Genomic DNA, 16413 nt, shown 5'->3' with positions numbered 1-16413 from the left:
GCTGGGCTTTTTTATTGGGTATTAATAATTCGCTTAATTATTTTGACTGATTCTTCGTTTTAAAAAATTAGTCTACACTTATATAAAAAACTGGTTTATACATGTTCAATATTATTAAAAGCGTGAGAACACGTTACCGATGGGCACTAATTGCAATAGCGCTATTAATAAGTGGCTCTGCTTTATTAATGCAGCATAGTTTTTCTGTTCAGAAGTTTGATGCAAAAATTATTAACATCGCTGGTAGCCAGCGTATGCTCTCACAGAAAATTGCTTGGCACAGTAATGCTATGCTTAACATCAGTAATTACTCGCCAGCTCATACTGAGTCACTTGAGAAGTCCCTCAATACATTTAAAAAGTCCCATCAAACATTATTAACTAAAAACTCTGATGACGAATACATTTACTTAAATCCAGCGTTAGTAGACTTATATTTTGGTGAAACGATAGGGTTAGATAAAGCGGTATTTGACTATATAGAACAAACAGAGCGGCTTTTGTATCAGCAAGGAGAGATAAACCACTCAGTATTTTCTATAAAGCATGTTGAAACGTTATTAACAAAGCTTGATAAGGCAGTGAGCTTATTTGAATCTCAAGCTGTTAAAAAAGTAAATTGGGTCGCCAACCTAGAGATACTATGCTGGTTATTGGCAATGACATTATTACTTATTGAGTTAAGATTTGTTTTTATACCAATGGAAAAAGAGGTTTCAGACACGCTTTTAGAGCTACAAAAACAAAAAGATTTTGTTTATCAAACAAGTCAAAATAAAGAACATTTTATTGCCAGAGCTAGTCACGAATTTAGAACACCTTTGCAGGGACTTATTATGTCTATTGAGGAGCTAGAGGTTTCTGATAAACAGCAAAGCGTTAAAACCCAAGCTAACTATTGCGCGCTTAGGTTAATAGCCATATTAGATGAATTACAAGACTTGCAGGCTTTAAGTGCAGGTAAATGGGTACCGCATTTAAATGACGAAAACCTTTTAGAGTCGTATAATAAAGTAGTAATAGCTTACAAGCATGCGTGTAAGCAAAAAGGCCTAAAACTAGTTAGCTCTTTAGATGAATCGTTAAATTGTGTATGTAAATTGGATCATCAACGTTTGCAGCACACACTTACAGAATTAATTAGTAATGCAATTAAGTTTACACAAAAAGGTGAAATTACTGTTTCAGCTAAGCTTTTAAATGATGAATTTCATTTAACAGTGAGTGACACTGGCAGTGGCTTTTCGAAGAAGATTACCAGTCTTGAATTTGACTCATTTAAACAAACCAATCACTTTCAAGGGTTAAGAACAGGCCTGACCCGGGTTCAATACGTTGTAAAAGCACTGCATGGTGAAATTACTTTTACAAATAATAAAACTCATGGTGCTTTGGTGTCTTTGTGTTTACCAGTAACAATAAGTAAAGCCCTCCTAACACCTCTTAAAGTAAACGACAAGCTAACGTGTTTAGTCGTTGAAGATAATCCATTAAACACCATGTTATTAACCCGCATACTTAGCTTATTAGGTTTAAGCTATGATTGCGCAGAAAATGGTAAAGTTGCGTGTGATATGGTGAGTGAAAATCAGTACGATATTGTTTTTATGGACCTAAACATGCCAGTAATGGATGGGTTTGAGGCTATTAAAAAAATACGTTCCGATCTTAATAAAGTAATGCCAATTATTGTTATAACAGCAAATACCTCACAAAATGATATAGAGCGAGTTTATGAATACGGAGCTAACCTCCATATTCATAAGCCAATAAGCCAGCAAGCAATTAAAGACGTATTAAATAGTATTAGCGTTGTTAGTGAAATAAATTAATTTTGCGGATAACAAGCTTGCTAAGCACTTTTAATATACGTTAACTTGCTGTTTTAAGGTTTATTAGGAAAAGTTAGTGCAGTCAATTACGCTTGAGCAATTTAATGGTTACTTACAAGGGCAAGGTAAAAGCCGTTACGATATATGCAACCTAGATTGGCAAGTAAACCTAGGAGAACATTGGTTACTTTTAGGTGCTAATGGAGCTGGTAAATCTGCACTGACAGCTGCGTTAATCGGTGAGGCTAAGTGCGAAAGTGGTAAGCGTATAAGTAGTATTAATAAGCTTATGCTCGTGTCTTCAGATTCGCATAAACAGTTACTAGCTCAAGAATTAGAGCATGAAAAGCACACCCTCGTTAAAGACCTTGTTTTTACAGGGCATAGTAATAATGATGAGTTATTAGCGCAGCTAATAGAGTTATTTAAATTTAGCTCATTACTAAATAGGCATTTTAGAGACCTTTCAACGGGTGAAACTCGTAAACTCCTACTTATAAAAGCACTCAGCTCCCATAGTGAGTTAGTCGTGCTTGATGAGCCATTTCATGGACTCGACGTACAATCTTGCCAGCAGCTCAATAAAATACTCATAGAACTTAGCCAAACTATTACTTTTGTTTTTGTACTAAACCGCCTAGACGAAATCCCTTCATTCATTACTCACTATGGCTATGTAAGCCAAGGTTGCTTGTTACATACTTTAGCAAAGCCAGACAGTGAGCAATTGAGTGATTTACTAAAACTACTTCATTTAGAACATACCTCATTGGATGTGCCATCTCCTGATACCGAACAAGAGCAAAAGGCATTCACCGGTAATACCTTAGTTAAATTGAGTAATGCTAAAGTTAGTTACAGTGATGTAAGCATATTCAAAAATCTCAATTGGACTATAGAAAAGCATCAGCATTGGCAGCTCAGTGGAGCGAACGGTTCAGGCAAAACATGCTTATTAAATTTAATAACAGGTGATAACCCACAGTGTTATAACAATGACATTGAAGTGTTCGGTTTTAAACGTGGGACAGGGGAGAGTATTTGGGATATAAAACAGCATATTGGTTTTATATCTAACGCGCTACATATGGATTACCGCGTAAGTATATCGGCTTTAAATACTGTTATTTCAGGATTTTACGATAGCATAGGTTTATATCAAAAACCGAGCGACGCACAAATTAATATTGCTCAACAGTGGCTGGCATTTATTGGTTTAAGTGATAAGCAAAATACCTCATTCACCCAGCTATCGTACGGCGATCAGCGTATGTTGTTAATTGTGCGGGCTATGGTAAAACATCCAACGTTACTTATTTTAGATGAACCTTGCTTAGGCTTAGATGAAGCAAACAGGCAACGTGTACTGCTACTAATAGAGAAAATTTGTGCTGCCAATACAAGTACAGTGATTTATGTAAATCATCATGCGGCAGACAAAATTAAAGGAATAGAGAATTACTTAAAAATGGAAGACTTTCATTAAAAGCTCAGAGAAAGGTTGAGTGGGAATTCACTCAACCCATTTTTATTTTAAAGACGAGTAACGCTAAAGCCTTTATCTCGAAGTTGTTTAAGTAACCCGTGTTTTTCAGGTAAATGCAAAGCGCCTACAGCAATAAATAGCTGCTCGTTTGCTAAACGCGGTGTGAGTTGTTTAACCCAATTATTATTACGGTTAGTTAGCATTACTTGCTCGCTAATTTCACCGTAATTACTGTCATCAAAACTCATGTTGTAGTAATCGGTTAGTGTGTCCATGTCACCGCTTTTCCACGCATTAACTAACTTGATAAAGTAAGTATTAATATCGGCTAGTTGCTCAAAGGTTTCTTCAATCATTTCATTGCTTAGTAGCGCCATACCATCAAACATTTGTAGTTGTTGCTCTAGGGTTTCAAGCTCGCCAATTTTAATATTATGCTCTTTAGCATAACTAAGCACTTGCTTGTCTATACCGGTTTTATCTGAATATCCTGCATTTTGAAATTCAATTTGCATCATAGTCACCATAACAGCCCAAGGCTTTAAGCCATTAAACATAGCAATATCAATCGACTTTTTAGCAAAGTAATCTTTTAGCTTGGTATAATTTTGCTTTGAAAGCTCAGTTTGCAGTGTTTTACCGTCACTTAGCATCATAAATGGCATTGAGCGCTGTTGCATTTCAAGTGGTGTAAGTTTGCTTATATCAACTTCAACAATCACTTCTTTGCTTGCGCTAATCGCATCGGTTACATTTTTAGGTAAGCCTTTCATGCTGGCATCACCAACGTGTACGGTGCCAAATAAGTAAGAGCTGACGCCATTTTTTTCTATTTTATATAAGGCAGGTGCTGCATAGCTGTTAAAGCTAAATGTTATAAGTAATGCCACAATAAAAAAGTGGCTAACACGGGTAAGAGCATTCATGGTTTGTCCTTAAAATCTCAAAATTAGTAGTGTAAATACTAACCTAAATTTACTTCAGAGGTAACGTTAATATAAACGTTAACGTATTGTTTTCGGTATTACTGGCCGTAATAGTAAAGCCATTTAAGTTACATAAGCTCTGTACAATTGATAATCCTAAACCATGGCGCTGATTATTAGTTCTAGATGAATCTAGCTGATAGAGCGGGTCAAAAATAGCAATTAGCTGTTCACCACTTAGTGGTTTATTTACTTTGTTACTAACAGAGATGATCATGTTTGTGCTGTTATTTACGGCAGTTAATTTAATTGGCGCCTCAGGAAGTCCATAAAATAGTGCGTTATCGATTAAGTTACACAAAATGGTATTTAAACTAAATTCGTCAGCATTAAGTGTAATCTCGTCACTTATTTCGTTATTTAAACGCGTTTTAATAGTTGGGTGTTTAAAGGTCAGCTCATCAATAATTTGATTTACTAAGTTATTTAGAATGATATTTTGCGCATTCAATTGCATTGTACTGCTACTTGAGCGCTGCAACAGTAATAGGTTGCTAACAATTGTTTTCATACGCTGTGAAATATTAAGTACATCACTGGTATAGGTGTCGCTAATACGTTTATCATCAGGGTAGCGAATAGCCACTTCTGAAAGGCTTATGAGTTCAGCTATTGGGGTTTTTAGCTCATGTGCAATATCGCTTGTTAGGCGTTTTTCATTACTATAGAGTTGCTGATTAACGGTAATAAACTTATTTAGTTCATTTCGTATGGGTTCTATTTCTTCTACTTTAAAGTCGCTTTCTATTGTTTGCGCAACACCGGTAATATCGAGTAACTTAATTTGATCGTTTAAATTGTGTAGCGGGTGTAGGCCTTTATTTACAATACGTGTCACTAAATAGCGCACCCCAAACACACCAAGCACACAGGTTAAAATAAAGACGACATCAATAATAATCAGTACTTTATTAAGTTCGGCTGTCGGCGCTGCGATTGCAAGCGTCATGGTATTAAAAACAGCAGAATGAGTGGGATTTCTATCATCTTTTTGGGCTACAAAGTGACTGATAAGTGCGCGGCCATCACGCCCGTTAGGAAGCTCGTAATCTATAATTTTAGATTCGTTTATCGGCATTTCTAAAAAAGGCAGGTTAGCATTTTCATAAAGCGCTAATGAGTCCGAGCGTTCAAACACATCACGGCCATGCCATAACTGGTAAAACTCCGTGGCATCGGCTGCTTCATACTCCGACATAAACTCACCAGCAAAATCAAATTCAACCACGTTGTTGTCATCTTCAACTAAGGTTTTTAAGTAGTTAGCTTTATTAGTTAAAGACTGATTGAACTGATCTTCCACCCAAGTATCAACACTTAAATCAACGGTTAAAAATATGGTGAATAAAATAACTGAGATCACAGCGCTAATATTATTAACGAGTTTACGTTTTATTGAGTGATTTTTATTTTGTTGTTGCGACATAACCAAATCCACGTTTATTTTTTATTGGGAGCTCGCCATCAAACTGTCTTACTTTTTTACGTATGGTTGAGATGTGTGCTTCAAGCGCATTCTTAGAGAGCATATCAAACTGACCTACCACCGCTTCACTTATAAGCTCAAGCCCCAATACTCGCTCTGGGGCGTTAAATAAGCATTCTATTATTTTATATTCATTGCGCGTGAGCTCAATGGCATGTTGCTTGTAGTGAAGAGTTTTAAGTGACAGATCTAATACGCAATCACCTACGGTAAGGGTATTTTGTTGATTTTGCAGTGAACCACGACGAAGTAATGCAAGGACACGAGCATGGAGTTCTTCAAACGAAAATGGCTTAGTTAAATAATCGTCAGCGCCTTTCATAAGGCCGTTAATTTTATCTTGAGGCTCACTTCGTGCCGATAAAATTAGCACACGGCTTTGGCTATTACTGCTGCGCAGTGCTTGTAAAATACTCATGCCATCAACGCTCGGTAACATTAAATCAAGTACGAGGAGGTCGTAGTTTCCACTTAGTGCCATACTCAGCCCTTCTGAGCCATCACCAGTTTCATCTACGGTAAAACCAAGGTTGCTAAGGCCAACTTGCAAGCTGCGTCTTAGTGCTTCAGAGTCTTCAATAACGAGGATTTTCATGTTTACTCGGTTTATAAAAATAGCCTTGTTACTTTAACAAGGCTTTATTATCAAGTCACTTGGTTAATGATACCAACCATTTGTATAAGCTAGATTACCTAAGTTCGCATGGGCCAGGGCTTTTTTTACTAATTGCTCATCGTTTTCACATGGCACAAGCTGGTTATTGCTATACGTATAGGTGGTTGCTGGTTTTTGTGGTTGTAACACCACCACTTTATTATCGTGCATGTAGGCAAAGTTTTTGTCGTATTGCATCATTGCGCGTTGTTTGTTGTCGCTAATTGGCTTTGATAAATCATGACCTATCATTGGGTGCTTACCACTTGCGCCAATTAAAGACAGTAGAGTAACAGGAATATCGAGCTGACTGGCTAGTTGGCTATCTCGTTTATGGGTAATACTTTTTCCAAAAATAACGGCCGGAATTTTAAAGTGATCAACCGGTACTAAATTTGAACCCGATACGCGCGAGTCGTGATCGGCAATAACTATAAATACAGTATCATCCCAGTAGCTCGATTTTTTAGCTTTTTCGATAAAGGTGCCTAGTGCGTAATCAGCATACTTGGCAGCATTATTACGGGTTTGTTTTTGTTTATCGTACAGCGTTATTTTATCGTCAGGAAAGTCATACGGGCTATGATTAGAGCTTGAAAATATAAGGCTAAAAAAGGGTTTGTTTTGATTTTTAAGCTTAGTAAGTTCTATATCGGCTTGGTCGTACAAGTCTTCGTCTGATGCGCCCCACGAGCCATTAAAGTCTATTTTTTTAAAGTTATTTGTATCTACGATACTTTTAAAACCGTTGCCTAAAAAGAAGCTGCGCATGTTATCAAAATGACTTTCGCCACCATAAATGAACTGCGTGTTGTAATTTTGCTTCGCTAAAAAATCAGCAATGGTAAAAAAGTCGCGTTGTGATTTATCAAGCTTAACAACTGCACGCGAAGGCGTTGGTGTAAACCCTGTAATTACTGCCTCAATTCCACGTACTGAACGTGTGCCCGTGGCGTATAAATTATCAAACCCCCAGCCTTGTTTATAAAGGGCGTCTATATTAGGTGTAAGCGGTAAACCGCCAAGCGTGCCTACATAACGAGCACCTAAACTTTCTTGTAAAATAATGACTAAATTTTTGGGTTTACCTGTATTACTTGCGCGATGAAACGTTTTTGTAGGGGCGGTTACATCGCTAAATGCGGCTTGCGTATTTTGCATGTTATTACGCACAATACTAAGTAATTCATCGGTGGGCATTTTACCGTAATAGTCTTGGCTCGATTGCTCATTAGAAAGTTGCTTAACTGCAAACGCGACGCTATAAAGTGAGTTAAGGGTTAAGTCGTTAAGTAAGTGATCAGTAGAAAACGAGACCATGGCGGGGTTAAGTGGTCTGTGCCCTAATGAGTTGCGGGCGCCAAAAATAGTTAAGCATACTAAAATAAGCGCTAAAATTGATTGATTTAAACCTGTTAGTGATGACTTGCTTTGCCATTGATTGTTAAATATTTTACTTGCAAATTTACAGCTTAAAATAAGTGCTATAACAGCAATAAATACTTCTAACTTATAGCCTGAAAAAATCATTTTTGAGACTTCTTTAGGATAAATTAAATATTCTATAAATAAGCGGTTAGGGCGTAAATCGTACTCGTTTATAAACGTAGGCGTAATCACTTCAAAAAAAACAAGTAAAGCAGACATCGTCACTAAATAAATTTTAATGAGGCCGCGTACTTTATTTTGCCACCCTACGCTTTGCATCAGTAAAGTAAGTAGTAATGCGGGCATAATAATGTAGCTTAGAGTGGCTATATCAACTCTTAAACCACCTATAAATATAGATAACCACGCATGCAATCCAAATACACGCTCCCCTTGCCATACACTTAATCCAAAGCGAGCAAGTGTTAAAAAGCTAAGTGCTAAAACAGCAAATACAACAAAAATCCATACAGGGCCAAGTGCATTTTGTATTTTAGGTATAAAAGTTAGCTTTATGCCCATAACACAGCCCACCAAATAAGAGCGGCAATTAGCATAGCTATAAACACGCTTGCAGAGGCTATATCTTTAGCTAGCCCCGAAAGCTCATGGTATTCACTGCCAATTCTATCAACTACAACCTCAACTGCCGTATTTACCAGCTCAGCAAACAATACAAAAAGCAGGCTAGCTATAAGCAGTAATTTATCCCTTAGTGCAATTTCTTGTAGCCACACAAACACACCGAGTAATGAAAACAGTGCTAGCTCTTGTTGAAACGCCGCTTCAAATCGACTCATCCATTTTAAGCCGTTAAAAGAATGGCTTAAGGTAAAAATAAGGCGCATTAAGCCTTGGCGTTTTATAACGGTTTTATTACTCATAGTTTTATTTCGCTTGGTGTTGTTTGGCAGTTAGCAAGTAAATCAAGTGATGCCTGATACGTTTTGCTTTTAATGCCAATTAAATTTAAAAGGGTGTGAAAAATATTGTTGTGTGAGCGCGCAGCGCGGGTGTCTAAATTAGCTAAACAGGTATTAGTAATGCGCTGATTATGCTCATCAGCCCACATATAAAGAGGAACGTGCGTTTGTGTGCTAGGTGCAAAGCTATACGGAAAACCATGTAAATAAGCACCGGCTTCGCCAAGTGATTCACCATGATCAGAGATATATAAAAACTGCTTATCTATGTTGTTTGGCAGCGCTTTTAATTGCTCAATTACCTGGGCGTTAACAAAGTCGCTGTACGCAATTGTGTTGTCGTAGGTATTAACTAATTCATCGAGTGAGCAGTTTTGAATGTCGCTTCTGTCGCACGTGGGCGTAAATTGCTTAAATTTTTCTGGGTAGCGTTTAAAGTAGGTTGGTCCGTGTGAGCCCATCATGTGTAGGACGATAACGGTATTAGCTTGGTTTAAATTAGCGAGTTTGCGCTTAAGTGGAGCAAGCAGTGCTTCATCAAAACAATATTTTCCATCGCAAAGCGCTGATGGGGTGGTTGGGATATCAATGTTAACAACACGGGTGCATACGTTTTTACAGCCGCTGTTGTTATCAACCCACAGTACGTCGCTGCCAGCTTGTTGTGCTAAGTCAACCAGGTTTTGTTGGTTGTCGGCTGTTAAACGATCAAAGTTATCTTGTGTTTGCAGTGAAAACATACACGGCACAGACACAGCAGTAGCGGTGCCACAAGACGCCACATTATTAAAATACGTCACATTATACTTTTGTGTATAAGGGTTGGTGTTGCGCTTATAACCTTGATAAGCAAAGTTTTCTGCTCGTGCGGTTTCGCCAACAACTATAACTGTTACACTGGTGGTATTAGGCGCAATTAGGGTAGGTGCTGCATCTATGTTTTTAAATTCCATATTGGTATACAGCAGCTGATCGCGCATATATTTATAACCGCTAGAGAGATACTGAAATGGGATGAGTTCTTTTTTCAAAATGCGGTTATTGCGGCCAGTGGCTGCGTAATCGGCGTAAAAGTTTACGACCACTAAAGCAATTAGTGAGCAGCACGCTACAATAAGTTTTATACGACTAATTGCTTCTTGGTGAGGGCGGGTAAAGTGTATTTTTACTTTGCTTAATATAAAAACAGGTAGCGCACAAAACAGTAGTAGAAAGCCTATGAGCTGCGGATTTAAATAGCTCAGTGCTTCGCTTGAATCTGTTTCGAACGTGTTTTGAATCATTGAATAGTCAAACACGACGCCGTAATTTAATGAGCCGTAAAGTACGGCACTCGAAATTATCAGTAAAAGGTAGTTAATTGGTTTTAGTAACCACCTAACCGACACTATTGAAAAGAAAATAATTAAAAGGCATAACAACAGCAGTGGCACTGAAAGTAAAAATAGCCATGAAAAAGATGCAAGGGAGGTGATGGCGCTAAACGAACCTTGAATAAAAGGAATGTTTATAACTAAACAGTAATAACAGGCAATCATCACTACAAAGGCATTTGCACTACAGTGAATGTAAAACCGCTTACTACGATTTGGCTTTTTTTGTGCTGGTGTTTGGCTAGTTATGTTCATATTTAGGCTCGTTTAAAATAACAACGCCATGCTATGCAACAACACTTAAGAGTCGCTTAAGAGAACCTACGCATTACCTGAAGGTGATAAATAATTTTATTTATAAAAATATTCTCAAAAATTAATCAAACCTTAAATAAGGGATATAAGAATAGTGAATTTCTGAGATTAAAATTAGAGCATAAAAAAACCACTACCAGCTTGTATAATGAATTTTAAAACCTGATAAATTGCCTTTTAGTCTTTTTGTTAGATTAACTTTGGTGTTGACTTAAAGGGCCTAGCGCGGTACTAATATAAAAAGAGAGCGAAGGAATAACCTTCGCGATAATTGAACAAAATTTGGTATTGATTACATGCTTACAAACGCACTTAACCTAGTCCTGATTATTATCGTGGTGATTATCCCCGCGAGGGCTTCGTAGTGCTTTAAAAACTTAAGCATTAAAAAAGCCCTCCGCACTTAACCGTTCGGAGGGCTTTTTAGTTTTAAGGGTAAAATTTGTAATTGGGTTGTCACTGAGGAATGAGGGTTTATTAATGACAGGCGCAGAACTAACAATCGACTTATTGGCCAAACACGGCGTAAATGAAGTATTTGGCTACCCGGGCGGAGCTATTATGCCAATTTACGATGCGCTGTATGGCGCGCCAGTCAAACACTACCTAACTCGCCATGAGCAAGGTGCAGGGTTTGCAGCTGTTGGTTATGCTCGTAGCACACGTAAATTAGGCGTATGTTTTGCAACATCGGGCCCAGGTGCAACTAATTTAATAACCGCTCTTGCTGATGCGATGATGGACTCAGTACCATTATTGGCGATCACCGGCCAAGTGCCTACTGCAGCTATTGGTTCAGATGCGTTTCAAGAAATAGATGTACTAGGTATGTCGCTTTCGTGTACTAAGCACAGCTACATGGTAGAACGAGCTGAAGACTTAGCAGAGATATTACAAGAAGCAATTCATTTAGCGCAAAGCGGCCGCCCAGGTCCTGTACTTGTCGATATCCCAAAAGATATTCAAATGGCTCAAGTCCCTTTTAAACCGTGGCTAGCAGCTGATGAATACTTACCAGAGTTAGATTTAAAGCAAGTTGCTATTGCTAATCAATTGTTGAGTGAGGCTAAACAGCCTGTAGCGTATGTAGGTGGTGGTGTACAAGCCGCTGATGCGCAAGACGAGCTAATGCAATTTTTAAATAAAACTCAGATGCCAGCTGTATCAACACTTAAAGCGCTGGGCAGTGTATTACCAGATTACGAACATTACTTAGGTATGTTGGGTATGCATGGTGGTCAAGCTGCTAATATCGCAGTGCAAGAATGTGATGTACTTGTATGTATAGGGGCACGCTTTGATGACCGCGTAACAGGCAACTTAGCTAAATTTGCAGCTAAAGCTAAAGTAATCCATTTAGATATAGATGCTGCTGAAGTTGGTAAGCGAAAACCTGCTAAGGCTTCATTAATTGCCGATTTAAAAACGTCGTTACCCGCACTTGAGTGCTTTGTAACACCTAAAGCTTGGTGTGACACAAATAAAGAAATGAATATTAAGCATGCGTGGCGTTACGACTACCCAGGTGAGAAGGTTTTTGCACCGTACTTATTAAACCAACTAAGCCAACGCATGCCAAAAACAGGGGTTGTGTGCTGCGATGTAGGTCAGCACCAAATGTGGGTAGCACAACACATGAAGTTTACTCATCCGAGTAATCATTTAAGCAGTGGTGGTGCAGGGACAATGGGCTTTGGTCTACCTGCGGCTATTGGTGCACAAGTAGCACGCCCTGATGACTTTGTTATCACTGTATCGGGCGATGGTTCTATAATGATGAATATTCAAGAGCTGGCCACTATTCGTCGTAACAATTTACCTGTAAAAATATTAATTTTAGATAACCAGCGTTTAGGGATGGTTCGCCAATGGCAAGAACTATTTTTTGAAGGGCGCTATTCTGAAACTAACCTGTCGGATAACCCAGACTTTGTGCAATTAGCTGCTGTATTTGGTATCCCAGGGCAAACAATTACTCACGCTAACCAAGTTGATGATGCGATAACTGCATTAGTTAACAGTAAAGGTCCGTACATAGTACATGCCTGTATTGATGATAAAGAAAATGTTTGGCCACTTGTACCACCTGGGGCTGCTAACGACGAAATGATGACGGAGAAAGCAAAATGAAACATAGCCTAACTATTGCATTAAAAAGCCAAAGTATAGCGATAGAGCGCTTTTTACGAGTGGTGCGTCATCGTGGTTTTGACCTTACGCATTTTCAGCTCAATATGGACGATGGTTTTTATAATGTAGACATGACGGTAGATAGTGATAAACCAATTCACCTTTTAACCAGCCAGTTAAATAAGCTGGTGGATGTCAAAGAAGTCACTTTACAAAATTTACAGCAACAACAGGCTGTGTAATTACGAACTGAAAAACAATTTACGAGTAACTGAATCACTCGGTTACTCACCAATTTTAGAATGAGGAATGCCCGCTTATTCTGCGGCAAAAACTGAGGTAACTATGGCTAAATTAAGAAGTGCAACAACAACTGAAGGGCGTAAACGCGCAGGCGCTCGTGCATTATGGCGCGCAACAGGTATGACCGACACCGATTTTGGTAAGCCGATTATTGCCGTAGTTAACTCGTTTACACAATTTGTACCAGGGCATGTTCACCTTAATCAGCTAAGTGAACTTATGGCTGAAACCATTACACAAGCCGGTGGCGTCCCTAAAGAATTTAATACTATTGCGATTGATGATGGTATTGCAATGGGTCACGGCGGCATGCTTTATTCGCTGCCTTCGCGCGACTTAATTGCTGACTCGGTTGAGTATATGGTAAATGGTCATTGTGCTGATGCGATGATTTGTATTTCAAACTGTGACAAAATTACTCCAGGAATGATGCTTGCAGCACTACGCTTAAATATTCCGGTAATATTTGTATCAGGCGGCCCAATGGAAGCAGGTAAAACTAAGCTTGCTAACATCGATATTAAACTTGATTTAGTAGATGCCATGGTTAAAGGCGCTGATGAATCGGTAAGTGATGCAGATTCAGAGCAAGTAGAGCGCTCTGCGTGTCCAACATGTGGCTCGTGTTCAGGCATGTTTACTGCAAACTCAATGAACTGTTTGCTAGAAGCGATTGGTTTAGCATTGCCAGGTAACGGCACGACGCTTGCGACTCATAAAGACCGTAAACAACTTTATGTTGAAGCGGGGGCTCGTATTGTTGATTTATGTCGTGAGTATTATCAAAAAGACAATCAAGATGTATTGCCACGTGCTATTGCTAACAAAACAGCCTTTATGAATGCAATGGTTGTTGATATTGCAATGGGTGGCTCGTCAAATACGGTATTGCATTTACTTGCTGCAGCGCAAGAAGCGGGCGTTGATTTTGATATGTCGCACATTGATGCGCTCTCTCGTAAAACACCATTTTTATGTAAAGTTGCACCAGCGACACCTGAATATCATATTGAAGATGTGCACCGCGCAGGCGGCATGATGGCAATCGTACGTGAACTTGGCAAAGCAGGCTTAGTTGATATGTCAGTGAATCATGTCGCTGGGTCAACTATGGCTGAGCTCGTTAAAAAATGGGATGCAACAGATCCTACTAACGAAGCAGCGCGCAAATTTTACCGTGCTGGCCCTGCGGGCATTCGTACCACTAAAGCAATGAGCCAAGAGTGTCGTTGGGACGAGGGCGATAACGACCGTGTTAATGGGTGTATCCGAAGTGTCGAACACGCTTTTCGTCAAGATGGTGGCTTAGCTGTACTTTCGGGTAATTTAGCAGTTGATGGCTGTATTGTTAAAAGCGCTGGCGTTGTTGATGAAATGCTACATTTTGAAGGTACTGCAGTCGTGTACGAGTCACAAGATGATTCTGTAGAGGGTATTTTAAACGATGAAGTAAAAGCCGGTGATATCGTGGTTATTCGTTACGAAGGCCCTAGAGGCGGCCCAGGTATGCAAGAAATGCTATACCCAACTAGCTACTTAAAATCAAAAGGACTAGCTGAAAAATGTGCACTTATTACTGATGGTCGCTTTTCTGGTGGTACTTCGGGTTTATCAATTGGTCATGTGTCACCAGAGGCGGCAAGTGGTGGTGCAATTGCTTATGTTGAAAATGGCGACAAAATCATTATTGATATCGCAACCCGTGAAATTACGTTAGCGTTAAGTGATGAAGAGCTTGAAGCACGTAAACAAAAACAATTAGCACGCGGAAAACTGGCTTACAAACCAGTTGATCGTGAGCGCTATGTATCGTCTGCTTTAAAGGCTTATGCATTACTTGCAACAAGTGCTGATAAAGGCGCAGTGCGTGACTTAGCTAAATTGGAGGCGCTTAGTTAATTATGGTCTCTCAAGAGCTCGATTATTTTCGCGCTATTATTCAAGCAAACATGGAGCCTTTGGCTAAAGTTACCGAGGTCAGCGAAATGGCTGAGCTCGGTGCTAAATTAGGTAACCATATTTGGTTAAAGCGTGAAGACCAACAGCCCGTGTATTCATTTAAATTACGCGGTGCGTATAACAAATTAAATAAATTACCTAAAGGCTCAGTGGTTATCACTGCTTCAGCGGGTAATCACGCTCAAGGGGTTGCACTAAGTGCTTCTCACTTAGGGCATCAAGCTACAATTGTAATGCCAGTAACAACGCCTGAAATAAAAGTAAGTGCGGTACGTGCGCTTGGCGGTGAAGTTGTGCTACATGGGCATCATTTTGATGCTGCAAAAGCACATGCGCTTGAGCTTACAGAGCAACGAAACGGTATATTTGTTCCACCATTTGATGACCCAGACGTCATTGTTGGTCAAGGTACTGTAGCACGTGAGCTTATGCAGCAATTAAACGAGCTCGATGCGGTGTTTATTCCTGTTGGCGGCGGCGGTTTACTTGCTGGGATGGCGGTTTATATTAAATCGCTGCGTCCAGATATAAAAGTAATTGGTGTAGAAGCCGACGAAAGTGCATGTTTACAAGCGGCACTTAAAGCAGGCAAACCGGTAGAGCTTGAGCGCGTTGGTAGTTTTGCTGATGGCGTAGCGGTTAAAATTATTGGCACTGAAACATTTCGCTTAGCGCAAAAGTTTTGTGATGAAGTTATAACCGTTACCAGCGACGAAATATGTGCTGCCATGCAGGATATTTTTGTATCTACCCGTGCAATAGCAGAGCCTTCAGGTGCACTTGCAACGGCAGGGCTTAAAAAGTGGAGCCAGCAGTCGGGGTTAAAAGGGTTACATTTAGCGGCTGTTTTATCCGGTGCTAATTTAAACTTTGATCGCCTGCGTTATGTTGCAGAGCGTACTGCGCTGGGTGAAAAAAACGAAGCGTTATTAGCGGTTACTATTAAAGAAGAAAAAGGCAGCTTTAAACAGTTTTGTGCTTCTTTAGGTGGCCGTGCTATTACTGAGTTTAACTACCGTTATGCAGGACCTGGTGAAGCACAAATATTTGTAGGTATTGCCCTGCGCCAAGGCGAGCAAGAGCTTAATGAGCTAAAGCAAGACTTAACAAATAATGACTACCAATTTTGCGATCTGTCGGATAACGAACTCGCTAAATTACATGTGCGCTATATGGTTGGCGGAAAAGCACCCGAGCAATTGCATGAGCGCTTACTTCGCTTTGAATTTCCAGAGTATCCAGGTGCGCTTGCACGCTTTTTAGATACTTTAGGTAGTAATTGGAACATTACCTTATTTCATTATCGTAATCACGGTGGTTCGATGGGGAATGTACTGGCAGCTTTTGCTATTGAGCCGAGTCAGTATGAGATGTTTAACGAGCACTTAAACCGTTTAGGTTACAGTGTACAAGATGAAACACAAAATCCGTGCTTTAGCCAATTTTTAACATCAAAACCGCAAGTAGAAAAAGTCGAAAAACTCGCCTCAGTATAATCCTTCTTTAAAGGCAGGCACCTAACTAGGGTGCTTGCTTT

12 protein-coding genes are annotated in these 16413 nt (G+C 39.5%); 6 read left to right on the top strand and 6 right to left on the bottom strand.

Features of this window, described 5'->3' with window-relative positions; translation table 11 throughout:
• Positions 1 to 101: 101 nt before the first annotated feature.
• Complete coding sequence (locus tag ABX891_RS16740) at positions 102 to 1832, top strand: response regulator (protein ID WP_354630076.1); 1731 nt, start codon at positions 102 to 104, stop codon at positions 1830 to 1832.
• 76 nt (positions 1833 to 1908) lie between these two features.
• Complete coding sequence (locus tag ABX891_RS16735) at positions 1909 to 3318, top strand: ATP-binding cassette domain-containing protein (RefSeq protein WP_294120993.1); 1410 nt, start codon at positions 1909 to 1911, stop codon at positions 3316 to 3318.
• A 47-nt stretch (positions 3319 to 3365) separates the two neighbouring features.
• Here the strand turns inward: ABX891_RS16735 and ABX891_RS16730 are convergent, their stop codons facing one another.
• The 6 genes from ABX891_RS16730 to ABX891_RS16705 form a co-directional block, all read right to left on the bottom strand.
• The gene (locus ABX891_RS16730; protein ID WP_182672745.1) at positions 3366 to 4244 is read right to left on the bottom strand and encodes a TraB/GumN family protein; all 879 of its coding nucleotides are present in this window, start codon (positions 4242 to 4244) and stop codon (positions 3366 to 3368) included.
• Positions 4245 to 4293: 49 nt separating this feature from the next.
• Positions 4294 to 5730, bottom strand: coding sequence for a sensor histidine kinase (locus tag ABX891_RS16725; protein WP_294120978.1), 1437 nt, complete (start codon positions 5728 to 5730; stop codon positions 4294 to 4296).
• A complete protein-coding gene (locus tag ABX891_RS16720) occupies positions 5711 to 6385 on the bottom strand; it encodes a response regulator transcription factor (RefSeq protein WP_007377292.1) in 675 nt (224 codons plus the stop codon). The genes ABX891_RS16725 and ABX891_RS16720 overlap by 20 nt, the downstream gene beginning before the upstream one ends.
• Before the next feature lie 63 nt (positions 6386 to 6448).
• Entirely contained in the window at positions 6449 to 8395 is a 1947-nt protein-coding gene (locus tag ABX891_RS16715) for an LTA synthase family protein (RefSeq protein WP_354630073.1), read from the bottom strand.
• Positions 8386 to 8757 carry a diacylglycerol kinase gene (locus tag ABX891_RS16710; RefSeq protein ID WP_007582120.1) on the bottom strand — a complete coding sequence of 124 codons (372 nt, stop codon included), beginning with the start codon at positions 8755 to 8757 and terminating at the stop codon, positions 8386 to 8388. The genes ABX891_RS16715 and ABX891_RS16710 overlap by 10 nt, the downstream gene beginning before the upstream one ends.
• Complete coding sequence (locus ABX891_RS16705; protein WP_354630070.1) at positions 8754 to 10424, bottom strand: phosphoethanolamine transferase; 1671 nt, start codon at positions 10422 to 10424, stop codon at positions 8754 to 8756. The genes ABX891_RS16710 and ABX891_RS16705 overlap by 4 nt, the downstream gene beginning before the upstream one ends.
• Before the next feature lie 540 nt (positions 10425 to 10964).
• Between ABX891_RS16705 and ilvG the strand changes: the two genes are divergently transcribed.
• The 4 genes from ilvG (at position 10965) to ilvA (ending at position 16372) form a co-directional block, all read left to right on the top strand.
• Positions 10965 to 12614, top strand: a complete 1650-nt coding sequence (gene ilvG, locus ABX891_RS16700; protein WP_002959891.1) for an acetolactate synthase 2 catalytic subunit — start codon at positions 10965 to 10967, stop codon at positions 12612 to 12614.
• The gene (gene ilvM / locus ABX891_RS16695) at positions 12611 to 12856 is read left to right on the top strand and encodes an acetolactate synthase 2 small subunit (protein WP_182674163.1); all 246 of its coding nucleotides are present in this window, start codon (positions 12611 to 12613) and stop codon (positions 12854 to 12856) included. The genes ilvG and ilvM overlap by 4 nt, the downstream gene beginning before the upstream one ends.
• A 103-nt stretch (positions 12857 to 12959) precedes the next feature.
• On the top strand, positions 12960 to 14816 hold the full coding sequence (gene ilvD, locus ABX891_RS16690; protein ID WP_024596945.1) for a dihydroxy-acid dehydratase: 1857 nt from the start codon (positions 12960 to 12962) through the stop codon (positions 14814 to 14816).
• A 2-nt stretch (positions 14817 to 14818) separates the two neighbouring features.
• Positions 14819 to 16372: a threonine ammonia-lyase, biosynthetic gene (ilvA, locus tag ABX891_RS16685; RefSeq protein ID WP_354630068.1), complete on the top strand. Its 1554-nt coding sequence runs from the start codon at positions 14819 to 14821 to the stop codon at positions 16370 to 16372.
• Positions 16373 to 16413 lie beyond the last annotated feature (41 nt).

Source organism: Pseudoalteromonas sp. NCIMB 1079, assembly GCF_040567695.1.
Taxonomy (GTDB): domain Bacteria; phylum Pseudomonadota; class Gammaproteobacteria; order Enterobacterales; family Alteromonadaceae; genus Pseudoalteromonas; species Pseudoalteromonas distincta.
The sequence above is the reverse complement of the archived record's forward strand: the minus strand, read 5'-3'. Positions and strand labels throughout refer to the sequence as shown.